We start from the raw sequence: 22,611 nt of genomic DNA on the forward strand, positions 1-22,611 counted from the left end.
GGCGCGCTACGGCCGGTTTGATGGGCGCTAGCTTTGCGGCACTAGCAGCTTCTGACCCAGTTTCACCTCATCCGAAGTGAGGTTGTTGAGCTCCCGCAGCACTTTCACACTCACGCCAAAACGGCGCGAAATATTGAACAGGGTATCGCCCCGCTGCACCATGTGCACCTTGGACGGCTCCAGCCGCTTATCTAGGGCCGGTCGGGCTGCCGGAGCCGGGGCTACCGCCGCCTTCGCCACTGCTTTAGTTATGGCTTTGAGCTGCTGAGCAGGCGCTTCGGGCGCGGCCTCACGTTCGGCGGGTGCACGCAGCACCAAGCGCTGGCCGGGCGTTACCGTTTCCGATTGGAGCTGGTTCCACTCCACCAGCTGGGCCACCGTCACGTTATGCTCACGAGCCAGCCTGTTGAGGTAATCGCCTCGGCGTACGGTGTAGGCCACCATGGGAGCAGCTTCCTCGGCAGGTGCTGCTTCCGAGGCAACTTCTGGCGCTACGGCCGCCAGTGCTTTGTCGTCGCCTTTCTTAGTTTCGGCGGCTTGGGTCTGAGCCAGGCGCCGGGCCTCGGCCTTGGCTTCAGCCCGGGCCTTTACATCGGCAGCAGCTTGCTGAATGGCCTGCCGCTGCCGGATGGCCATGAGGCGCACCTCCTGCGCTTTTTCCTGCCGGGCTAGCTCCTGCATCCGGGCCACCTCGCGGGCATTGGCTTCGGCTTGGGCTTGCCGCGCGGCAGCTACTTCCGGCGATACCATCGCACGAGGCGCCACGGCAATAGCCTCGGGCACCGCCGCTACCACTGGCGCGACGGGCCGGCTGGGCGCCGCGGCCGGCACGGGCACAAATACGACCAGCTCCCGGCCCGGCTTCAGCGGCCGGCCCTTGGGCAGCTCGTTCCAGCGGCGCAGTTGGGCCTGGCTCACCTCAAACCGTTCGGCCAGGCTGGCCAGGGTTTCGCCGCGGCGCACTTTGTGCGGCACTTTGCGGAAGCGCGGTGCGGTGGTCTCGGCCTGGGCGCGCGGCCCTTCGGTAGCCGCCAGCATTTGCCGGCTCACCCAGGGCTCTACCCCCTCGAGGCGGGGCGGCAGCACGGGCAGGGGTTGTGGCAGCTCCGTGAGGGGCTGACAATAGGTAAGCAGCGTAGCGCGGTCCACCCCTTTTAGGTTAACAGCGGCCGCGGCAGGGTAGCGGATTATGTAAGGCCGATAGCCGGAGGGCAGCGCCGCCCTCCGCAGCTCGGGGTTGAACCGCGTGAGGTACAAGGAGTCCTCAAAGCCGCAGGCCTGGCTCAGGCGGCGCAAATCGAACGCTTGGCCGCGCAGGCCCAGCGTATCCACGGGCTCGGCGTATTGGTAGTTTAGGTTTTCGGTGCGCAGGCCGTGGGCTTCGGCGTACTTCATGCTGTACATGATGGCCGTGAAGGTGGGCACGTAGTTGCGCGTTTCGGCCGGCATGTGGGGGTACAGGTCCCAGAAGTTGGTTTTGCCGGTACGGCGCATAGTGCGCTGCACGCTCCCCGCACCCCAGTTGTACGCCGCCAGCACCAACTCCCAGTCGTGGAAGATGCCGTAGAGGTAGCGCAAGTGCTTGCAAGCCGCCTCGGTCGCTTTTTCGGGGTGCATGCGCTCATCCACCCAGTCGTCGCGCTGCAGGCGCAGGTCGCCGGCCGTGGGGCCCATAAACTGCCAGAGGCCGGTGGCGCCCACGCGCGATTTGGCCGTCGGAATCAGGGCCGACTCCACCACGGCCAGGTACTTCAAATCGGTGGGCAGGTTGTACTGCGCCAGGTACTTTTCAAAAAGCGGGAAGTAGAAGTTCTCGCGTTCCAGCACGCGCTGCATGTAGCTGCGGTTGCGGGCCGTGAACAAGGTCACGAAGGCCATCACCGAGTTGTTGAACTGGTGCGGTACGTCGGTTTCGAAGCAGCTTACCCGGTCGCAAACCAAGTCGCGCAAGGTGGGCGGGGTGCGCAACCACTCCAGGCGGGCCGAGTCGATGGTGGTGGGCATGGGCACGGCCACCAACGAGTCGGGCTGCAGTTCCAGGTGCACCTGCACGGTATCGCCCAGCAAAGCGGGCATCGTGGGCGTTACTGGTTCAACAGCGCGGTGCTTGCGCCCCCGCTGGGCCATTGTGTCTGTCGTTTTAAACAGTAGCCAAGGCAGCACCAGCATCAGCCACAGGTGGCTGCCTCGGATGGTTTTTGTTCGCTTAATCCCTTGCTTCATAGCACTAAGGTAGGGCAAGGGTAAAGAACTTGTATAGGTAAGGCCCAACGTTTTTTTGCAGCAACCTCAGCGCCGCCATCTTAACGCCAAGGCAAAACCGGCTCTGACAGCAAAGGGAGCCAACAACTTACCCAAGGCGTGAAAAGAGCGAGAGAAAGAAAATCAGCTGGTAGAACTACGCCTGCTCTTACCGCGAAAACGCCCACTCTGCCCCACCTTACTGGGTTCCTCGGCTCGTATAAGCATGATTCTCCCTTCGTTCAACTTGTCTCAAGTCTAACGCCCCAAGCATTCCAGCGGCGGCTTGAGCCAAGAACTACAACCTTACGGGCACATAGTCAGTTGAAAGGGCTCACTATCCGATTCCTTTTCCACTAACATTACCTCCATGCAAATTACTCATGCCGTCCGCGGGCTGCTCGTAGCGGCCGGTGCATGGCTGGCGGCCTGCAATGGCCCGGCAGCCGAGTCGCCAGTGGCGCAAGACGCCCCCGCAACTGCCAGCGCACCGACGCCTGCGCCCGCCACCGCCACCGAGGCTGACACCGTCCAAATGAGCCGGCCTGCCAGCAACCCTGTTCCCTTCGTGACCCCGTCGAAAGCAGGTCGCCTGCTGGGCCCACAGACTCCCTCGCCGCCAGCGAGCCGAACCCGCTAGCTGGCTCACGGCAAACAAGCAGGTACAAAATTGCTTGCGCCCAGAGATAACCGAAGGCTGGATTGAAGCTTAATCCAGCTCCAGCACAAACCCGCCCCGGGCCTTTAGTGGCAACGTGAGCGTGCCACCGCTCACGCGCCGGGTGCTGAAGTTGCGGGCAGTGCCGCCCTCCGTGATGAGGGTGCCGCCACTGGCGGCACCTAGCTTCGACATATCCAGCGTGATGGTCTTGTCGGTGGCATTGCCATTGATACCGGCCACGTACCATTTGCCTTTTGCCGGGCGGGCCACCACGGCAAACTCTCCGGGAAAGCCATCCAGAAATTTCACGTCGTCCCAGCGGGCGGGCAGGTTACGCAAAAAGTCAACCACGTAGGGCGGTTGCTGGGCCATGCCCTCCGGCACCTCCACGTAGTGCTGAATGCCCGACTGAAACACCACCGAGAGCGCCAGTTCAAAGCCGTTGGTAGTGATGTGCTTGCGGTTGGGAATCTCCGAAAAGCAAACCGGCGTGAAATCCATGGGACCTACGGCGTTGCGCGTAAACGGCAGCACCGCGCAGTGCGTGGGCATGGTGCCTTCCTGCTCCTGGGGCATAGCCACACCGTATTCGCCATCGGGTGAAAGGTGCGCCAGGTGGGTGCCACAGTAGCTCCGCCCCATGTCGGCCTCGGTTAGCAATACCCATTTTCCGCCTGCTTGAAAGAGGGCTGGAAACGACCAGCCCTGCCCATCTGATAATTTTCCTTGTACGAGGGCTGCGTATTGGCCCAGCCCGTCTGGGCCACCGCGTGCGGGTGCAACCAGGCCCGGGCAGCCGCGGGCAAGTGAAAAATTGTGCTTTCGCTCAGCACCCGCTGCACCTCATCCGACTTGCCCGGCAGCAGGTAGCGAAACGCCACCCCGTCGTTAGAAATCGGAAAAATGATGTTGATTTTTCGCCCTTTACTGCCAGCAAATGTCAGTTCCTGCCGATTGGTTTCGTAGCGGCAGTTTGCCCGTTTGTCGTTCGCCAACGTGTAAGCGTCGGTCACCCGCTGTGCTTTGCCCGCATTGGTCAGTGCAAGCCCCTGCGTGTAGTCAGCATCGGCCAACCGCAGCCCTAACCGGGAAGTCTGAATAACCTCCGCTTTGTGGTACGCTACCGTATAAACCGGTGAACCGTGGTCCGTAACATTCACCGTCACCTGCACGGACCCGTCCGGGCTGGAAATCACAATTGGCCCAGGCTAACATAGCAGTGAGAAGAAAGGCAATTGTCAAGGAAGCTTCCAGCATGGGACAGATAGCACGTAAAAATTCAAAAGGTATGCTTACGCTTATTCATAAGCAAATAATGCAATCAGCCGGCTGCCAGGCGGTCAAAAACCACTTGGCAGCCGGCTGAATACTTTATACTGTTCTGGTTCTAAACGCTCGAATCAGAACGGCCAAGCTCTAGAACAAAGGTTGCAGTGCTAGACCAGAACCTCTTCGGTAAGCACGCTAGCAAATGCCAGGAGGTCCGCTTCGCGGAACGCCCCAGCCATTACCTGCAAGCCTATGGGCAAGCCAGTAGCATCCTCCCCCACCGGCACTGAGATGGCGGGCACCCCGGCCAGCGAGGCCTGAACGGTGAAAATATCGGCCAAGTACATCGACACGGGGTCTTGCTTCTCGCCTAATTTGAAAGCCGTGGTAGGCGTAGTAGGCAACACCAGGAAATCAAACTGACGCAACAGCTCGTCGGTCTTGTCCTTAATCAGACGGCGCACGCGCTGAGCCTTGGTGTAGTAAGCGTCATAGTAGTTGGCGCTGAGCACAAAAGTGCCGAGCAGAATCCGCCGCTGCACTTCGGCCCCAAAGCCCTGCGAACGGCTTTTTTTATAGAGCGACTCCAGGTCCGTGGCATCCGGGGCACGGTAGCCGTACTTCACCCCGTCGAAGCGGCCCAGGTTAGAGCTGGCTTCGGCCGTGGTGAGGATGTAGTAGGTAGGAATCATGAAGTCGAGGTAGGGAAAGTCCACAGCCTCCACCACGTGGCCCTGGCCACGCAGAATGTCGAGCTGGGTTTCCAGCGCCGACTTGATTTCCGGGTTCAGGCCCTCGCTGTTGATGGCATCGGCAATGTAGCCAATGCGGTAGTGCGGGGCGGGCGTGAGCTGCTGGCTATAGGCGGGCACTTCGCGCTGGCTGGCGGTGCTGTCCATGTCATCGGGACCGGCCATTACTTCCAGTAGCAAGGCCGCATCCTGCACCGAGCGGGTGATGGGCCCAATCTGGTCGAACGACGAGGCAAAGGCCACTAGGCCGTAGCGCGAGATGCGCGAATACGTGGGCTTCAAGCCAATGACGCCGCAGAAAGCCGCCGGCTGCCGCACCGAGCCGCCCGTATCCGAGCCTATCGAGGCCAAGCACATATCGGCCTGCACGGCCACGGCCGAGCCGCCCGATGAGCCGCCGGGTACCCGTTCTGGGTCGGCTGCATTACGTGCCGGGCCGAAGTAGGAAGTTTCGTTCGAGCCGCCCATGGCAAACTCATCGCAGTTCTGGCGGCCGATGAGAATAGCGTCGGCATCGAGCAAGCGCTGCACGGCAGTGCCGGTAAACAGCGATTTGAAGCCGTCGAGCATCAGGCTGCTGCTTTGCAGCGAGTGCCCGGCATAGGCCAGCACATCTTTCAGGCCGATGACCATGCCGGCCAAGGGCCCGGCGGTGCCAGCGGCCAGCTTCGCGTCTACGGCATCGGCCTGGGCCCGGGCCTCGTCGGCCCACACTTCCAGGAAGGCGTTGAGGTGCTGCTGGCGCTCGATGTTGCCAAGGTAATACTCAACGAGCTGACGGCAGGACGTGGTGCCCGCCGCCAGCTCGTTACGAACTTCGGATAAAGAATGAAAACGCTTCAAACTGTTCTGCAGATTAGGTGCCCGATTTGGCGTTATACGTTAGGATTGGGGGAAGCCGGAACATAGGGCTGCCGGGGCTGGGTGCCCTCGGGCGCCAAGTTGGGCGGCAAGGTAGGGGTCACGGGCGGAGCCGGGTCTTCGTTCTGGTTCTCAAATGAGTAGTCAGCATCGGCGGTGGGCAGTACCGAGGCCGTAGCTGGCGCCGCCCAAGGGTCGAACCCAGAACCGGTTTCGGCTACCGGAGGAGTAGACGCGGCCGGCGAAGACAGCGAGGACGAAGACGGGTTCTGCGCATCGTACACGGGTGTTTGCTGTTGCGTGTAGCTGGGCTGCGAAGGCTGGCCGGCCTGCTCAAATTCCTTGCGGATTTCGGTGCTGGCGTCCTTGAACTCACGAATGCCCTTGCCAAGGCCCCGGGCGAGCTCAGGAATTTTGTTGGCCCCAAAGAAAATGAGGATAACAACCATTATCAGCATAATCTCGGAGCCGCCGATATCGCCCAGGAAGAGGATGAAAGGAGTTTGCATGGCTTGCGGGGCGCAGACTAGCGCGGCTGGTTGGTAGGGTCGTTAGGATTGTATACGGGCGGAACGGGCTGCTGATAGCCCTGCTGCACGGGAGGGGTAGTGGGCTGGTCGCGGTACTGCGGCTGCTGCTTGTCGGCCTCCTTGGTCGCGTCCTTAAACTCGCGCACGCCCTGGCCCATGCCTTTGAAGAGCTCGGGAATCCGCTTGGCTCCAAACAGCAGAATAATCACAAACACGATGAGCAGGATTTCGGTTGTCCCGAAGCTGCCGATTAGAAACAAGGAATGAAGCATGAGGAGATGGGCCCCTGGGCCCGATTAGAGTGATAAAGGAGGATATACGAAGCCCAACACCTTTTGGAGTCTCAAAGATACCCGACAAGAAGGTTTTAGCAGATAATCTACTCTCCTTGGGGGGTGATTTGTGTCGATTGGCCGGGCGCTGGCTGGGGTTGGCCGGAATCCCTCCAGTTGCACCTGTCCCAGGGCGTTAGCTTTGCTAAGCTTTTCACCTTGAGCTTTCTTGGCCCAATTGAGCTCAAGCCATGTCCTCATTATCTCCCTACGCTGTGAAATTACCTAAGCGCCCCACGCAGCCCGACTCCGCTCTCCGTCAAGTAAACGAGCCCGAGCGCTTAGAGGCCCTCCATAGTTACGAGGTGCTCGACACCGACCCGGAGCAGGTATTCAACGACATTGCTCACTTGTCGGCATTTATTTGCGGCACGCCCATGTCGCTGGTTTCTCTCATCGACGGGCACCGGCAGTGGTTCAAAGCCAAAGTCGGGCTGGAAACAAAGGAAACGCCCCGCGAGCACGCGTTCTGCCAGTACGCCATGCGCGCCCAGGACGTGTTCGAGGTGAACGACGCCACCGCCGATACCCGCTTCGCGGAAAACCCGCTCGTGACCGGCGACCCCAACATCCGTTTCTATGCCGGCGCCCCGCTGCTCTCGCCCGAAGGCCAGCCGTTGGGTACCCTGTGCGCGCTCGACACCGTGCCCCGCGAACTCAACGACGACCAGCGCGAGGCCCTGCGCATCCTGGCCCGGCAGGTAATGGCCCACTTGGAGCTCCGCCGCATCCGCATTCAGCTCGAAGACGAACGCCAGAAGCTGGAAGGGGTGCTGCGCATGGCCAACAACGCCGGCGATGCGCTCTACGCCAACAACCGCTCTGAGATTTTTGTCAAACAAGACCAACGCCTGGTTCGCATTGCCACCGCCGACCTGCAGTACGTGGAAGCCCTGGGCGACTACGTGAACCTCTACACAGCCCGCGAGCGGTTCACGGTGTACAGCACCATGAAAGACCTGGAAACCAAGCTTCCTGTTCGGGACTTTGCCCGCGTGCACCGCAAATACATTGTCCGCCTCGACCGCATCATGACCATCGAAGCCGACTCGGCCTTGCTCGATGGCGTGCGCGACTCCAGCTTGTCGCGCACCCCGGTGCGGGTGCCCATTGGCAGCTCCTATAAATCGGGCCTGCTGGGGCGCCTAAACCTGGTATAAACGCCACCCGCGCCGCGTCCCTGTTTCAACTTCAAAACTAGGCAAAGCTGACGTTCGCCGGGTGAATTTGACTACTCGCCGAGTTGCAGCGCGGGCCGCCTCGCGAATGCCCCACCTTTGTTTCGGTTATCGGTTGGGGCAGGCTAGTAGCCGCCGCGGCCGACGACTAAGTTTGTTTTCATAGCTCAGAAAGACCCGCACCTTTGGCGCGGGTTTTTTTTCGTGCTCACCGCACGGCCGTTGCCTTAGCGGTGGCCCAGCCAGCTCTGAGGGTTCAGGTTTTGCGAATTATGCCACACCTGAAACTGCACTTCGGACGTGCCCTCGGAGTCGGTAGCCACCACCCCAATTACCTCTTTGGCACTCACGCGCTGGCCCTCGCGCACGCTCACGGACCGGAGCTTGGCATACACCGTGAAAAAGTCGCCGTGTTGAATCATGACAATGGTGTTCATACCCGCGATATTGGCAATGGTGAGCACCTTGCCGTCGAAACAGGAGCGCACCGACTCGCCGGCGCCGGTCTGAATATCAACGCCGCGGTTTTCCACGGTCACGTTTTTCAGCACCGGGTGCGCGTGCCGCCCAAAGCGCTGGCTGATGAAGCCCCGGCTCACGGGCCAGGGCAGCCGGCCCCGGTTCCCAGCAAACGAAGACGAAAGCAGAGCCGACTCGGGGGTGAGGGCAATGCGCACGGCGCGGCGGTCGGCAGCGGTTTCGGCCGCCGTTTCGGGAGCATCAGATTCTGGGGCCGCGCTGGCATCGTCGTTGTCCGAGCGCGTGCGCCCGCCCCCGGCGGCACTGCGCGCTGCGGCCGCACGGCGGGCCGCGGCCGCAGCGGCTATCTCAGCCTGGCGCCGAGCTGCCAGGCGGGCGGCCCGGGCAGCGCGGGCTATTTCTTCGCGCACGCGCTGGGCAATCAGGTTGTCAAGCTGCACCACGGCACGCCGCCGCTCCTCCAGCTCCTGGCGCAGGCCCTGCTCCTGCTGGCTGAGTTGCTGCACCATCTGGTCTTCCTTGGTCTTCAGCGTCAGCAGGTTTTTATTTTCGTTGAGCTGAGTATTCAGCAAGCTGCTTTTGCGGCGCTGCTGCTGCGTGAGGCCCGTGAGCTGCTGGCTGAGTTGCTGCTGCGTACCCATAATGCGGGCCGCTTGCCGCTGCCGCTCCTCGGTGTACTGCCGGATGTAGCGCAGCCTGAGCGCAAACTCGTTAAACGAGTCGGACGCAAACAGAAACATCAATCGGTTGAAACCATTGGACGTTTTAGAGGCCGTGTACAGCAGCCGCGCGTACTCAGCTTTTAGCTCCCGCAGGGTTTGCTGGGTTTGCAGCACCTGCTTGGCGGTTTGGTGCACGTTGCTTTCAATGCCCTGCAGCTGGGTCGAAATCCCCTGAATCACCTGCTTTTTCTCGGTCAGCTTTTCCTTGATGACGTTCAATTGACCCAAGCTCACCTTTTTCTTCTCCTGGGTTTGATTCAGGGCCTGACTGGTTTCCTGAATCTGGCGCAGATTGGCCAGCCGCTCGCGCTCCAGTTGCTCCTTGCTTTTGGGAGCGGCCCGGCGGGTAGGAGCACTTTTTGCCTTGGTTTTGGAAGGGCTAACTTGAGTTGACTTTGTGGGAGTCTTGGTCTTGGCAGGCTGCTTTTTTTTGGGTTGCTGCGCAGCGGCAGGCAGGGCCAGCCACAGGCTGAGTAGGCACAGCAGCCACCATTGCCGGCGGGCTCGCACAGCCATGTGGTAGCCCCGAGGAGCCGTTGTTTTATCAACCGTTGTTACCTGTATGTTCAAAGTCTACCGTTCAAAAGCTGCTACTTATTTCTGCCGCTTGAAGCCTTTGGGCACGGTAAAGGGGAAGGACAGCCGCTCACGCCCGGCATTCACCTTGGTATAGTTGATGGCCGCTGTCACGGCCCCCGCAGTGGGTTGCTGCGCCTGAATAAACGTGGCGTGCGCAAATGGCAGATTCGCCTGTTCCTCCAAGGGGCGGAAATCGGTGTAGTCCACAATCAGGTTGCGCTTGGTGGCTTCGTCGCTCACTTTCAGCTGCTGCACCCGGCCGGTACCGGCTTGCAGCAGGCGCTCAATCAGCACCTCGGCCAATGGGTAGGTGACGCGCTGGCGGCCGGCCTCCTCGTTGGCCACGGTGGGCGTAGTGCCAGCCGGAGCGGGCATGTAGTCGCCCAGCAGCAGCGCCTGCATTTGCTCAAAGCTCACGGGCACGTTCAGCAGTTTACTGAGGTAGTTGTATCCGCCCGAAAAGTAGGTTTTCTCCAGTCGGTTCAGCACCTGTACCGAGTCACGGGTGAGCACGGCGCGCACGCCTTCAATCCCGGCCAGCGAGGCCGACACCCAGATGATGCTGTCGCGGCGCATGCGCAGGGCCAGATTGGCGCCCTGCTTGTTGCCATTCATTGTGATTTGAGCCTTGCCTTTGGCGTTCAAAAACAAGAAGGTGGTGTTGGTGGCCTGCACCGTGGGCAGTGCGGGCTCCATGGCTTGCGCGGTGGGCGTCGATGTGCCCGGGCCCCGGCCCGATTTAGTAGGTACGCCCTTGCGATTGCAGCTGCCCAATAGCAGCCCCAAGGCCAAGAGCAAAGTGAGTTTATTCATACAGTTTTCGGTCTTTCAATTTGCGCTCCAGCAAGTTCGAAGCCACTCCGGCTTTTCGGGCCCGCTGCCACTCGGCCACGGCTTTGTCTTTTTCGCCGAGCTGGTAGAGCACATCGCCGTAGTGTTCAATCACGGCGGCATCTTTGGTGGTTTGCAGGGCTTTTTCCAAAGCAGCTTTGGCTCCTGCGTAATCCTTCATCTTGTAAAGCACCCAAGCGTAGGTGTCGAGGTAGGTGTCGTTGTCGGGAAATTGCTTCACCACCTTGCCCGCCATTTGCTTGGCTTTTTCCAGCTTCTCCCCGCGCAACGATAAAAAGTAACTGTAATTGTTCAGCACCTGCACATTGTTGGGGTCGCTCACCAGAGCAGCTTCGTAGGCCGCGTCCGATTTGGCGTAGTCCTTCATCTCATGGTAAGCATCGCCGAGCTGGGCATCGAACTGCCCCAACAGCTCCGGGTTGGCCAGGGCCAGCTTGCGGCCGTATTCCAGCGCTTTCACGCCTTTCTGCGGCTGCTTCTTCAGCAAGTGGGCCACGCCGTTGTAAAACCATATTGACGCTTGGTTGGGAAAAAGCTCCAGCGCCCGGTCGGTGTGCGTCAGCAGCGAATCCGTCTGGTTAAGCTCAGCATCAATCCACACCACCTGCTGCCAGATTTTAAACTGAGAGTTATCGTAGCGCAAGGCTTTGAGGTAGGTGTCACGGGCGTCCTTTTTACGGTCGGTCAGGGTTTGAATATCACCCGCCACCGCATAAGACTTGGCCTCTTTAGGATAAGTTTTGATAGTGGCAGCGGCCAGGTCGCGGGCTAGCTGGTTCACCGATTCTTTAGGGTTGGGCAGCTGCTTGATGTAGCTCACCAGAATGCGCACCCGCTCGTCGATGTCCAGCGCTGGGCTGGCAAAAGCCAGCTTCAGCTGCTCACCGGCTTGGTCGGGCTGGTTTTGCTGGCGGTACACTTCCGCCAGAATCATGTGGGCCTGGGGGTTCTCAGGGTCGGTCCGCAATGCCTGCTCGGCCACCCGGACGGCATCGGCCAAGCGATTGTTGCTGGCGTACATTTCAGCTTGGGCCAACACGTAGCGGCTTTCATTAGGATTGGCCCGGATGAGCTTTTCGCCTTCGGCCAGCGCCAGGTCCAGCTTGTTTTGCTTCAGATAAATCTGCTGTTTCTTAAAGGAAACCTCATCTACTTGGCCAAACTCCTTCTCGGCGAGCTCCAGCGTGCTCAGCGCTTCGGGCAGCTTGTTCTGGGCCAAGTACAGGTCAGCGAGGTTGAACAGGTAGCTGCCGGAGTTCGGCACCTGCTTGATGAGCGAGGCATACGTTTTTGCGGCCCCGTCGTACTGCTTCTGCCGCACCTGGATATCGGCCAGCAACAGGTAGTAGTACGCATTTTTAGCATCAAGCCGAATGGCCGCATTCGCGTAGTTGGTGGCGTCGCGCAGGTTGCCGCTTAGCAGGTTGGCTTCGGCTATCTTGTAGTTGACGGCCGCGTTGTCGGGGTTCAGCGCATAAGCTCTCAGCAGCTGCTCCAGGGCTTTGGTGTAGTCCTCCAGCAGCACGTACTTCACGCCATCCACAAACAGCGCTTCGGTGTGCTCCCGCTCCCGCTCCGATAAGGGCGGGGCCGCCGCCCGCTTGGCGCGGGCATCGGCCAGCTTCTTGTCCAGCTCGCGTTGTTCTTTTTCCAGCGCCCGCCGCTCTTTGCGGGTCATTTTGGCGGGAGGGGTATCGGCGCCAGTGGAGGGCTGCGCATAGCCAAAGGCCGTCAGCCCCAACCAAAACAACAGACTAAGAACAACTTGACGCATATACAAAAAACCGGACCTGGGGCCCGGCTCACGAATTTACGGGTAATAATGCCCAACGACGCGACCCTCCGCAGAAGGCCGCGTCGTTGTAACGCATTTACTCGCTAAAATGTCACACCCGGAGCTGGTTATAATCGCCGAGGCTCAGGTCGTCGGGCGTACCGGTCACGGTAGCGAAGTTGCCAATCATGGAATTGGTGATGACGGCGTTGAGCACCGAAGCCGACTGCTGCACGATGGAATTCGACAGGCGCGAGTCGCGCACGTTGGCGTTCTCGCCCAGCGACACGTGCGGTCCCACTACCGAATCGGTGATGATGGCGTTTTCGCCGATATACACCGGGTCGATAATGACCGAGTTAGTGATTTTGGCCGATTCCGCTACCAGCGACTCGCCGCGCTCCTTCAGGTACTCCAGGTAGCGCTGGTTGGTAAACACGGTGGCGTCTTTGTTGCCGCAGTCCAGCCACTCGGTTACGCGGCCGGGCACGAACACCGTGCCTTTGTTCTTCATGTTTTCCAAGGCGTTGGTGAGTTGGTACTCGCCTTTGTCCTTGATGTCGTTGTCGAGCAGGTACTGCAGCTCATCGCGCAGGTACTCGCCATCCTGGAAATAATAGATGCCGATGATGGCTAGGTCCGAAACGAAATCCTGGGGTTTCTCCACAAACTCCGTAATCTGGCCCTGTTCGTTCAGCTTTACTACGCCAAACGGACGGGGGTCTTCCACCTGCTGCACCCAGATGGTGCCGGGCACCGAGGAATCCAGCGTAAAGTCAGCCTTAAATAGCGTATCGGCGAAAGCCACCACCAGGGGGCCAGTCAACGACTCTTTGGCACACAAAATGGCGTGGGCCGTACCCAAGGGCTCATCCTGGTACACAATGGTACCCTTAGCGCCCACCGATTCGGCAATTTTCACCAGGCTTTTCTCCACGGCATCGCCAAAGCGGCCAATGATGAAGGCCACTTCGTCCACGGGCTCGCCGCACACTTTGGCAATGTCTTCCACGAGGCGCTGCACGATGGGTTTGCCCGCAATCGGAATCAGAGGCTTGGGAACAGTGAGGGTGTGGGGGCGCATGCGCTTGCCCATGCCGGCCATCGGTACGATGATTTTCATTCGGTGTTGGTGGTTAGTTGTCAGTTACTTATTGTCAGTTGTCAGAACTCTGACGGGCTTTTGCTATGGCGGCGGGGCAGCCGCGCGCAACTGTTGTCAGTCCGCTTCGATGCCGGCAAGATAGAACAAGCCGACAACCGACAGTGAAGAACCGACAACTTTCGGAAAGCTACGCTTTCCCTGTGCTTCCATACCCGCCCGCGCCTCGTTGGGTTTCGCTTAGCGTCTCAGTGGGCTGCCAGGCAATGGTCTCGTGCTTCGCAACTATCAGCTGGGCAATGCGTTCGCCGTCGTTCACCACGAACGGTTCGTTGGATAAATTCACCAGCAGCACCTTTATTTCGCCGCGGTAGTCGGCATCAATCGTTCCAGGACTGTTCACCAGCCCGATGCCATGCTTGTAGGCCAAGCCACTGCGTGGGCGGATTTGCGCTTCATAGCCCACGGGAATTTCCAGGCTCAACCCCGTCGGAATCAGGGCTCGCTCCAGTGGCCCCAGCGTGACGGGGGCTTCCAGGCTAGCCCGCAAATCGAGGCCAGCCGCGTGCGGTGTCTGGTACTCCGGCAGCGGGTGGTGCGAACGGTTGATTACAGGAATGTGCATTGAAAAGAAGGAAGCAGGTCGGGTGGGCAAAGATAGCAACCGTGCTATCCTGTCAAAACCGGCTACGCCACCACTGGCTTAGCTGGCTGGGGCCGCTCAATAAAGTAAAGGGCGAGTAGGAAAGCAGCTGTCAGGCCGGCGTGCCAGGCGCGGCGAACCCACCAATCTTCCGGCTGTATCCACCAGCCCAGCCCCACCACTCCCGCTGCCAGTAGTAGCCACAGCCCCAGGCGCAAGGCTGGGTACGGCACCGGAAAGTGGCGCTCGCCTAAACGCCAGCAGACTACGGCCATCATAAAGTAGCAAACCAAGGTGGCAATGGCACAGCCCATGTAGCCCAGCACGGGTATGAGCAGGAAGTTGAGGGCGATGGTGAGCACGGCACCGCCGGCACCGATGTAGGTGCCGTAATAAGTTTTATCGGTGAGCTTAAACCACACCGACAAGTTGTAGTAGACGCCCAAAAACAGATTAGCTAGCAGCAGCACCGGCACCACCATCAGACCCTGTAGGTACTCTGACCGCCGCAGAAACAGCGGCCCAATATCTTCCACGTTCAGGCTGATACCCACAAAAATCACCGCGCAACACAGCGTAAACCATTTCAAAATCATGGCAAACGTGGCGGGCAAATTCTTCTCGGTGCTTTGGGCAAAAAAGAACGGTTCGGCCGCATAGCGAAACGCCTGAATCACAAGCGACATGAAGATGCTCAGCTTGTAGCAAGCCCCGTAAATTCCCACCGCGGTGAGACTGCTTTGGCCAGGATAAAAATTATCAGGCAGCCACTTAGGCAGCAGAATCCGGTCCAGGGTTTCGTTTACCATGCCGGCCAGGCCCATGAGCATAAGCGGGTAAGCATACTTCAGCAAGGGCCGGAGCGGTTCCAAGCTCAGGCGGAAGCGGACGCCGAACAGCTCACGCCACAGCAGCAGCACCGTGAAGCCGCTGGCTACTAAGTTGGAGAGAAAGACATAGCCCACGCCTATGGTCGGGTCATACACGCGCGCCACCAGCGGCTGCAGACTGGCTAGGTACTCGCCCTTCATCACATCGGCGCAGAACACAATGAAGAACAGGTTCAGGGCCACATTCAACCCAATATTAGCCAGCTTGATGGTGGCAAATTTGCGGGCTTTGTTCTCCAATCGCAGGCGCGCAAAGGGAATGGCCGTTATTGCATCCAGGCCCAGAATCAGCGCGACCCACACCGCATACCGCTCGTGGCCCGACGGAATATCCAGCAATCCCAGCAGCGGTTCGGCCAGCAACACCAGCAAGGCCGTCAGCCCGACGCTGCTCACCAGTAGCAGGCTCATCACCCGGCCATACAGCTCTTCCCGGTCAACGCCCTCTTGGTTGGCGAAACGGAAAAACGTCGTTTCCATTCCGTAGGTGAATAGGACATTCAGAAACGACACATAAGCATACAGCGCCGTAACAATGCCGTACTCCGCCGCCGCAAAATAGCCCGTGTACACCGGCACCAGCAAGTAGGTGAGCACGCGGCCCACTATGCTGCTGACGCCGTACACGGCGGTCTGCGACGCTAATTTTTTAACTACACTCATTCTCTTCTCTGAAGAAGGAGAACAAAGGATGAGGAATGAAACATCACCAAAACCGGCAATGCGTCATTCCTCCATACTTATTCCCTGTTGCTGAAAGGGTTATTTCCCCGTGAAAACCGCCGCCCGCTTCTCCACAAACGCTTGGGTGCCCTCCTTGAAATCGTGGGTTTCGAAGGCCCGGCCAAAGGCCTTTGCTTCCGCTTCGTAGCCGTCGGCGTCTTTGGCGTAGTGCGCATTCACGCACTCCAGCACCATGCCCACGGCTAGGGGCGCCTTGCCCAAAATCTTGCCTAGCAGCTGCTGGCAAAACGAAAGCAGCTCAGCCTGCGGCACCACGTGGTTTACCAAGCCAAGCCGCAGCGCTTCGTCAGCCTTCAAAAGGTCGGCCGTCAGGAGCAGTTCAATGGCCTTGCCTTTGCCAATGAGTTGCGGCAGGCGTTGCGTGCCGCCGTAGCCTGGCAACAAGCCCAGATTCACCTCCGGCTGGCCAAAGCGGGCGTTGTCGGAAGCCACGCGCATGTGGCAGGCCATGGCCAGTTCACAGCCGCCGCCCAGCGCGAAACCGTTCACGGCCGCAATCACGGGCTTGGTGCTTTCCTCAATCCGGCAGAAAGCCTCCTGGCCACGCTCGGATGCTCGGGCTGCCTGGGCGGGCGTAAGGGCGGCTAGTTCGGCAATGTCGGCCCCGGCCACGAAGGCCTTTTCGCCGCTGCCCGTCACAATTACACCCCGCACCTGGGGCTCGTCCAGCGCCTGCTGCATGGCGTTGGCAATGTCTTCAATAGTAGCCGCATTCAGTGCATTGAGCTTGCTGGGGCGGTTGACGGTGATGGTGAGGATGCCGCTGGCGGCGTCCAGGTCGTAAAGCAGATTTTCGTAAGAAGCAGACATGGCGAGAGAAAAGGCCTGAATGAATTGGTCCGACCAAAGATAGCACCCGGGCACGGCGAGGCTGGTCGCGCCAAATACCTGGCTTGTCATCCCAAGGTTGTGCATGGCCTGAGCTAATGCCATTAGGAAAGACCAACGCCCCAGCTTTGCGTGCCAGCACCACCAAAGAAATATGAATTTCTTTTCCTAGATTCCGCTCTCTCTTCTTTCAAATCTCCTTTCCTGACTGATTCCCATGGGCTTCGTTTCCGAATTTAAAGAGTTTATTTCCAAAGGCAACGTCCTTGATTTAGCCATTGGCGTCATCATAGGCGCATCTTTTGGCAAAATCGTCACGTCAATGACCGATGACATTCTCATGCCATTGCTCAGCGTTTTCACCCGGGGCATCGACTTTAAGAACATGTTCGTCACTCTCGACGGCAAGGCCTACGGCACGCTGGACGACGCAAAAAAAGCCGGCTCGGCTGCCATTGCCTACGGCAACTTCATCAATGCCGTGATTTACTTCCTCATCATTGCCTTTGTTATTTTCTGGGTGGTAAAACTGGCCAACCGCATGAAGAAAGCGCCCGTGGAAGTGGTGAGCGTGCCCGCTCCTCCCACCACCGAGCAGCAGCTACTCATGGACATTCGCGATTCGTTACGCGCCAATCGCACCTAAAAGCGCCATTTCGTTCGACGTGAAAAAACCACTGTCTATCGAGTTATGGACGGTAGTTACGCCGTTTGAAGCTCAAGTATTGATTTAGCAAGGATAGATAAATTGCCGAATCAAAATAAGTTGCGACCTTAGAGGCAGGTTAGGCTGGGCTCCATCTTCCGGGTGCTGGCGTTGAACCACCGATTGCCCGCTTTCGTTAGCATGCCATCTCCTCTTCCTCTCCACTTCCCGCGTACATGAGAACCCTTTTTGTTGCCTCGCTCCTCTGCGGCTTGGGCCTAATCGCCTCTTCGAGTGCTAGTGCCCAAACTGGTGGCCCCGCCTTCCCTACTCCCGGCCAAGGCACCAGCGAGGCCGGTGCACGCCGCAACAATGGCAACAACGCCGAAGAGCTAGCCCGCAACCAACGCCGGGCAGCCATGACACCCGACCAAATTAAGCAAGACCAACAGCTCGAGCTTCTGCAGGCTCGCACCGGCAACACCAGCTTTGGCCGCAACGGCGCCCCCGACCGCCACTTCGATACCAACCGCAATGGCGGGGGCTTTATCGTGCGCAAGTACAAAGCCAAAAAAGGCTTTTCGGAACTCAAGCGCGGCATGAGCCATCCCGTTGGCGGTTCCAACCCCAAAGGCAAGCCCCTAGTGCACAAGAGCAAGATGCGCAAGAAGTTCCTCTTGTTCTAAGCAAGAGCTTTCCCTGATTATTGAACACGAAAAAGCCCCGGCTGCGATGCAGCCGGGGCTTTTTCGTGTTCAATGGCAACACTGTTCTTACAGCGTGCGCTTGATTTCCTTCTCTTCGAAGCCCTCAATGTTGTCGCCTTCTTGCAACTCGTTGAAGTTCTTGATGGAAATACCACATTCGTAGCCTTGGCGAACTTCGTTCACGTCGTCCTTGAAGCGTTTAAGGTCCTGAATCTCGCCGGTGTGCAGCACGATGCCGTTGCGCACCACCCGCACGCGGGTCTTGCGCTGGAACGTGCCTTCCGTCACCATACAGCCGGCAATCGAGCCGACTTTGGTAATGTTGAACACCATCCGCACTTCGGCGTTGGCGGTCACCACTTCCTGCACCGTGGGGGCCAGCATGCCTTCCATGGCATCCTTCACCTCGTTGATGGCGTTGTAAATGATGCTGTAGAGGCGCACGTCAATCTGCTCCTGCTCGGCCAGCTTGCGGGCACTCTGCGAGGGCCGCACCTGGAAACCGATGATGATGGCGTCGGAGGCCGAAGCCAACAGGACGTCGCTTTCGGAGATGGCGCCCACCCCTTTCGAGAGGATGTTTACCTTCACTTCCGGCGTCGAAAGCTTCAGCAGGGAGTCGGAGAGTGCTTCTACCGAACCGTCCACGTCGCCTTTCACCAGGATGTTGAGTTCCTTAAACGAACCGATAGCCAGGCGGCGACCAATTTCGTCGAGCGTGATGTGCTTCTTGGTCCGGATGGTTTGCTCACGGGCCAACTGCAGACGCTGGGTAGCAATCTCGCGGGCTTCGCGCTCCGTCTCCATCACCTGGAGGCGGTCGCCGGCCTGCGGGGCACCGGTCAGGCCAAGCACCTGCACCGGCGTAGCGGGCGGAGCCGTCTTCATCTTTTTGCCGCGGTGGTCAGTCATGGCCTTCACGCGACCAAAGTGCGGGCCAGCCAGAATCACGTCACCCACGTTCAGCGTACCGGTTTGCACCAGCACGGTGGTTACGTAGCCACGGCCTTTGTCCAGCGAGGCTTCGATAACGGTGCCGATGGCGCCGCGGTCGGGGTTGGCTTTCAGGTCAAGCAGTTCGGCTTCGAGCAGTACCTTTTCGAGCAAGTCTTCAATACCAATGCCCGACTTGGCCGAAACCTCCTGGCTCTGGTACTTGCCACCCCACTCTTCCACCAGAATATTAATCTGGGAAAGCTCCTCGCGGATTTTCTCGGGGTTGGCAGCAGGCTTGTCAATTTTGTTGAGGGCGATGATAATCGGCACCCCAGCCGCTTGCGCGTGGTTGATGGCCTCCTTGGTCTGCGGCATCACCGAGTCGTCGGCGGCTACTACAATGATGGCGATGTCCGTCACCTTGGCACCACGGGCACGCATGGCCGTAAAGGCTTCGTGACCAGGCGTGTCAAGGAAGGTAATGGGCTGGCCCGATTTGGTCCGTACCTCATAAGCACCAATGTGCTGCGTGATACCGCCGGCCTCGCCCTTGGCCACACTCGCGTCGCGGATGTAGTCAAGCAACGACGTCTTGCCGTGGTCGACGTGGCCCATGATGGTCACGATGGGAGCCCGGGGCTTCAAATCTTCGTCGGCGTCGCCGGCGTCGATGCTGATTTCTTCCTCTTCTTTCGACAGGAACTCTACATCGAAGCCGAATTCGTCGGCAATTACCGTAATGGCTTCGGCGTCGAGGCGCTGGTTGATGGACACGAACATGCCCATGCCCAAGCACACCTTGATTACCTCGTTCACGTTCACGTCCATCAGCGAGGCCAGGTCATGGGCCGAGATGAATTCGGTGAGCTTGAGGGTTTTGGCGTCGAGCTCATTCTGTGCGCGCAGGGCCTCGCGGTCCTCCGCCAGCATGCTCCGCTTGTCGCGGCGATACTTGGCGCGGTTGGCTTGGCCGGTGGCTTTGTTACCGCCGAGCTTAGCCAACGTGGCCTTAATCTGCTCCTGAATCTGCTTTTCAGCCTGTTCAGGGGTGAGTGCCGGGGCATTAGGCTTAGGAGCTGACTGGCCGGGACGCTGACCAGGACCACCGGGGCGTTGACCACCCTGACCACCGCCACCAGCGGGGCGGTTGCCTTGGTAGCCGCCACCACCTTGGCCGGGAGCACCAGCCGGGCGGTTGCCCTGATAGCCAGGGCTGGGCGGCGACGTGGTGCTGCCGGGAGGGCCAGGCAGGCGCGTGCGCTTCTTCTGGCCAGGGCCAGCAGGCAAACCACGCTTGCTCACATCCGACGATGCAATAGGACGAGGACCACGGCCGCCCGGACCACGACGGTCGTTATTGATGGAAGACAAGTCGATTTTGCCCAGAACCGTGAGGCCCTTCAGCGTGTCCGACTTGGCCACAATGGTGCTAGTGTCTTCGGGGGCAGCACTGCCTTCAACGGGAGCCACAGGGGCAGCAGCAGCCGGAGCGGCTGGTGCCAGAGCAGCAGCAGGTGCTGGCGCTGCGGGAGCCTGAGCCACCGGAGCTGGCGCAGCCGGAGCCGGTGCGGCAACTGGAGGCGCAGGAGCCGCTTCTGTCTTAGCCACGGGCTGCGCTACGGGAGCAGCTGGTGCTGGCGCTGGTGCGGGAGCAGCAGGCGCCTCTACTCTAGGAGCTGGCGCAACGGGGGCTGGCGCTGGTGCGGCAGCGACGGGTGCTGGAGCAGCAGGAGCTGGGGCGGGCACCGCAGCAGCCGGCGTTTCCGCTGGCTTGGGCTTGGGGGCCACCACACGACCACGGCTGTCGAGTTCAATTTTTCCCAACACCTTCAGGCCCGGCACGGATGGCGTAGCGGGAGCTGGTGCAGGGGCCGGCGCCGGTGCTGGTGCTGCCGCCACAGGGGCAGCAGGTGCCACCGGAGTGGGCACGGGAGCTGGAGCAGCCGCTACGGGAGCAGCTGGCGCAGCCGGCTTAGGTGCGGGAGTAGCAGCCTGCACTGGGCGCGGGGCCGGAGCAGCAGGCTTAGGGGCCGCGTCGAGGTCGCTCTGGCGCTTGTCCTGAATGACCTTCTGAGCCTCCTGCCGGTCTTGGGCATAGGCCGCGAATTCCTTCTCAAGCGAGGCCACTTGCTCACCGGTGAGCTTCGTGGTCGGCTTGTTTTCTACTTGTATACCTTTCTTGGCCAGGGCTTCGACCACCCTGTCCATTCCAATATTCAGGTCTTTGGCCGCCTGTTGTAGCCGTTTCGGGGTTGCTTCCGCCATTCTATCTGTTACTCGCGTACGATACGCTTCTAAGTGCAAAGGTATTACATTAAATCTTGCCAGCAGGGCGCAAACCGCGCCAACTGGCACGATTTGTTACCCTTGCCGTACCGGCCGCGCGGCCGTCATTGGGCTGATTCGGCGGGAGAGCTTGCGCCCGCATCCTCAGTAGTCGCTTTGGGTTCTTCGGTCATTTCGGTCACCAAAGGGGTGTGTTCAGTTGTAATTTCCGATTCAGAAGCATGATTTACAGCCACTTCCTCTTCTTGATTGTCAGCTTTCGCCTCGGGAGCAGCGTCTACGGGTGCACGCTTTTTAGCGGCATCCAGCGAGTTTTCGTCGAGGTCCTCGTCGTCGGCAAATTCCTGGCGAATAATGCGGTATACATCGTCCACCATTTCTTCTTCCAACTCCGTGCGGCGCACAATGTCGTCTTTCTTGACGGCCAATACGGCACGCCCCGTGTCCAAGCCGATTTTTTTCAGCTCGGCCAGTACCCAAGGCTCGATTTCGTCCTGGAACTCGTCCAGTGAAATGTCTTCCTCGTAATCGATGGCTTCGCGGAATACGTCGATTTCCATGCCCACCAGCCGGCTGGCCAACTTGATGTTGGCACCGCCACGGCCAATGGCCAGGCTAACCTGGTCAGGCTTCATGAAAACCGAAACCCGCCCGCTTTCCTGGTTTATTTTCATTGAACCCACTTTGGCCGGCGATAGTGCCCGGGCAATATAGAGTTCCAGGTTGTCGGTGTAGTTAATGATGTCGATGTTCTCGTTTTCGAGCTCGCGCACCACCGGATGAATGCGGCTGCCCTTCATGCCGACGCAAGCGCCCACGGGGTCAATTCGCTCGTCGTAGCTTTCTACAGCTACTTTGGCCCGCTCGCCGGGCTCGCGCACCACGTTTTTGATAACAATGAGGCCGTCGTAAATCTCGGGCACTTCCAACTCGAACAAACGCTCCAGGAACGCCGGGGCGGCGCGGGAGAGAATGATTTTGGGCGTGCCGTTAATTACTTCAACGCGGTGTACTACGGCCCGCACGGTGTCGCCCTTACGGAAACGGTCCTTGGGGATTTGCTCCGCCTTGGGCATCACTAGCTCGTTGTCGTCCTTGTCCATGATGAGGGCCTCGCGGCTCCACACCTGGTAGACTTCGCCGGTCACGATTTCACCAACCTGGTCTTTGTATTTTTGGTAGAGGTTGTCGCGCTCCAGGTCCTTCACGCGCTGAATCAGCGTCTGGCGAGCCATGAGCACGGCGCGACGGCCAAAGTCTTCCAGCTTCACCGCTTCGGCTACCGATTCGCCAACCTCGAAGTCGGGCTCAATTTTTTGGGCGTCGGCGAGCGGAATTTTATCGTGGTCCCAGATATCTTCGGAGTTGTCGTCCACGATTTCGCGGTTGCGCCAAATTTCCAAGTCACCGTTATCAGGATTGATGATAACGTCGAAGTTTTCGTCCTGGTCGTACTTTTTGCGAATCATCGTGCGGAACACGTCGTCCAGGATGCTCATCATCGTGGGCCGGTCGATGTTCTTGCTCCGGGCAAATTCGCTGAAGGACTCGATTAATTCGTGGCTGTTCATGGGGACTGTCATGCTGAGCTTGCGAAG

The 22,611-nt window shown here is 59.4% G+C and carries 18 protein-coding genes and 1 pseudogene; 4 read left to right on the plus strand and 15 right to left on the minus strand.

What is annotated here, in order from left to right:
* Nucleotides 1-27: 27 nt before the first annotated feature.
* The gene (locus BMZ66_RS07810; RefSeq protein WP_092670818.1) at nt 28-2,223 is read right to left on the minus strand and encodes a LysM peptidoglycan-binding domain-containing protein; all 2,196 of its coding nucleotides are present in this window, start codon (nt 2,221-2,223) and stop codon (nt 28-30) included.
* A 388-nt stretch (nt 2,224-2,611) separates the two neighbouring features.
* On the opposite strand from BMZ66_RS07810, the gene BMZ66_RS25090 reads away from it, so the two are divergent.
* Entirely contained in the window at nt 2,612-2,881 is a 270-nt protein-coding gene (locus BMZ66_RS25090; RefSeq protein WP_143080108.1) for a hypothetical protein, read from the plus strand.
* 69 nt (nt 2,882-2,950) lie between these two features.
* Here BMZ66_RS25090 and BMZ66_RS07815 read toward each other — a convergent pair whose 3' ends face one another.
* The 5 genes from BMZ66_RS07815 to BMZ66_RS07835 all read right to left on the minus strand — a co-directional run bounded on the left by BMZ66_RS07815 (nt 2,951) and on the right by BMZ66_RS07835 (nt 6,586).
* Nucleotides 2,951-3,544, minus strand: a complete 594-nt coding sequence (locus BMZ66_RS07815) for a glycoside hydrolase family 97 C-terminal domain-containing protein (RefSeq protein ID WP_143080109.1) — start codon at nt 3,542-3,544, stop codon at nt 2,951-2,953.
* Between the two features lie 11 nt (nt 3,545-3,555).
* Nucleotides 3,556-4,098, minus strand: a complete 543-nt coding sequence (locus tag BMZ66_RS07820) for a glycoside hydrolase family 97 N-terminal domain-containing protein (protein ID WP_177204646.1) — start codon at nt 4,096-4,098, stop codon at nt 3,556-3,558.
* Nucleotides 4,099-4,338: 240 nt separating this feature from the next.
* Complete coding sequence (gene gatA, locus BMZ66_RS07825) at nt 4,339-5,766, minus strand: Asp-tRNA(Asn)/Glu-tRNA(Gln) amidotransferase subunit GatA (RefSeq protein ID WP_092670824.1); 1,428 nt, start codon at nt 5,764-5,766, stop codon at nt 4,339-4,341.
* A 32-nt stretch (nt 5,767-5,798) separates the two neighbouring features.
* Entirely contained in the window at nt 5,799-6,293 is a 495-nt protein-coding gene (gene tatA / locus BMZ66_RS26415; protein WP_092670826.1) for a twin-arginine translocase TatA/TatE family subunit, read from the minus strand.
* Between the two features lie 17 nt (nt 6,294-6,310).
* Nucleotides 6,311-6,586, minus strand: coding sequence for a Sec-independent protein translocase subunit TatA/TatB (locus BMZ66_RS07835; RefSeq protein ID WP_092670828.1), 276 nt, complete (start codon nt 6,584-6,586; stop codon nt 6,311-6,313).
* A gap of 275 nt (nt 6,587-6,861) precedes the next feature.
* Between BMZ66_RS07835 and BMZ66_RS25510 the strand changes: the two genes are divergently transcribed.
* A complete protein-coding gene (locus BMZ66_RS25510; protein WP_214606970.1) occupies nt 6,862-7,806 on the plus strand; it encodes a GAF domain-containing DNA-binding protein in 945 nt (314 codons plus the stop codon).
* A gap of 245 nt (nt 7,807-8,051) precedes the next feature.
* Here BMZ66_RS25510 and BMZ66_RS07845 read toward each other — a convergent pair whose 3' ends face one another.
* The 7 genes from BMZ66_RS07845 to BMZ66_RS07875 all read right to left on the minus strand — a co-directional run bounded on the left by BMZ66_RS07845 (nt 8,052) and on the right by BMZ66_RS07875 (nt 16,420).
* Nucleotides 8,052-9,542 (minus strand): peptidoglycan DD-metalloendopeptidase family protein, encoded by a 1,491-nt coding sequence (locus BMZ66_RS07845; protein WP_092670830.1) that lies wholly within the window; start codon nt 9,540-9,542, stop codon nt 8,052-8,054.
* Nucleotides 9,543-9,620: 78 nt separating this feature from the next.
* Nucleotides 9,621-10,418: a lipoprotein insertase outer membrane protein LolB1 gene (gene lolB1, locus BMZ66_RS07850; protein WP_092670832.1), complete on the minus strand. Its 798-nt coding sequence runs from the start codon at nt 10,416-10,418 to the stop codon at nt 9,621-9,623.
* Nucleotides 10,411-12,231, minus strand: coding sequence for a tetratricopeptide repeat protein (locus BMZ66_RS07855; protein WP_092670834.1), 1,821 nt, complete (start codon nt 12,229-12,231; stop codon nt 10,411-10,413). The genes lolB1 and BMZ66_RS07855 overlap by 8 nt, the downstream gene beginning before the upstream one ends.
* A gap of 112 nt (nt 12,232-12,343) precedes the next feature.
* On the minus strand, nt 12,344-13,354 hold the full coding sequence (locus BMZ66_RS07860; protein WP_092670836.1) for a sugar phosphate nucleotidyltransferase: 1,011 nt from the start codon (nt 13,352-13,354) through the stop codon (nt 12,344-12,346).
* A gap of 169 nt (nt 13,355-13,523) precedes the next feature.
* The gene (dut, locus tag BMZ66_RS07865) at nt 13,524-13,958 is read right to left on the minus strand and encodes a dUTP diphosphatase (RefSeq protein WP_092670838.1); all 435 of its coding nucleotides are present in this window, start codon (nt 13,956-13,958) and stop codon (nt 13,524-13,526) included.
* Nucleotides 13,959-14,020: 62 nt separating this feature from the next.
* Entirely contained in the window at nt 14,021-15,529 is a 1,509-nt protein-coding gene (locus BMZ66_RS07870; RefSeq protein WP_092670840.1) for a lipopolysaccharide biosynthesis protein, read from the minus strand.
* A gap of 99 nt (nt 15,530-15,628) precedes the next feature.
* Entirely contained in the window at nt 15,629-16,420 is a 792-nt protein-coding gene (locus BMZ66_RS07875) for an enoyl-CoA hydratase/isomerase family protein (protein ID WP_092670841.1), read from the minus strand.
* 235 nt (nt 16,421-16,655) lie between these two features.
* Here BMZ66_RS07875 and mscL point away from each other — a divergent pair, with 235 nt between their 5' ends.
* Together mscL and BMZ66_RS07885 are read left to right on the plus strand one after the other, a co-directional pair.
* On the plus strand, nt 16,656-17,084 hold the full coding sequence (gene mscL, locus BMZ66_RS07880; RefSeq protein WP_092670843.1) for a large conductance mechanosensitive channel protein MscL: 429 nt from the start codon (nt 16,656-16,658) through the stop codon (nt 17,082-17,084).
* 236 nt (nt 17,085-17,320) lie between these two features.
* Nucleotides 17,321-17,770, plus strand: coding sequence for a hypothetical protein (locus BMZ66_RS07885; protein WP_143080110.1), 450 nt, complete (start codon nt 17,321-17,323; stop codon nt 17,768-17,770).
* A gap of 87 nt (nt 17,771-17,857) precedes the next feature.
* Here the strand turns inward: BMZ66_RS07885 and infB are convergent, their stop codons facing one another.
* Entirely contained in the window at nt 17,858-20,992 is a 3,135-nt protein-coding gene (gene infB, locus BMZ66_RS07890) for a translation initiation factor IF-2 (protein WP_092670847.1), read from the minus strand.
* Between the two features lie 359 nt (nt 20,993-21,351).
* Nucleotides 21,352-22,584 (minus strand): annotated as a pseudogene (gene nusA / locus BMZ66_RS07895) (transcription termination factor NusA); the annotation flags it as partial.
* Between the last annotated feature and the right edge of the window lie 27 nt (nt 22,585-22,611).

Source organism: Hymenobacter arizonensis, from assembly GCF_900115775.1.
Lineage (GTDB): Bacteria > Bacteroidota > Bacteroidia > Cytophagales > Hymenobacteraceae > Hymenobacter > Hymenobacter arizonensis.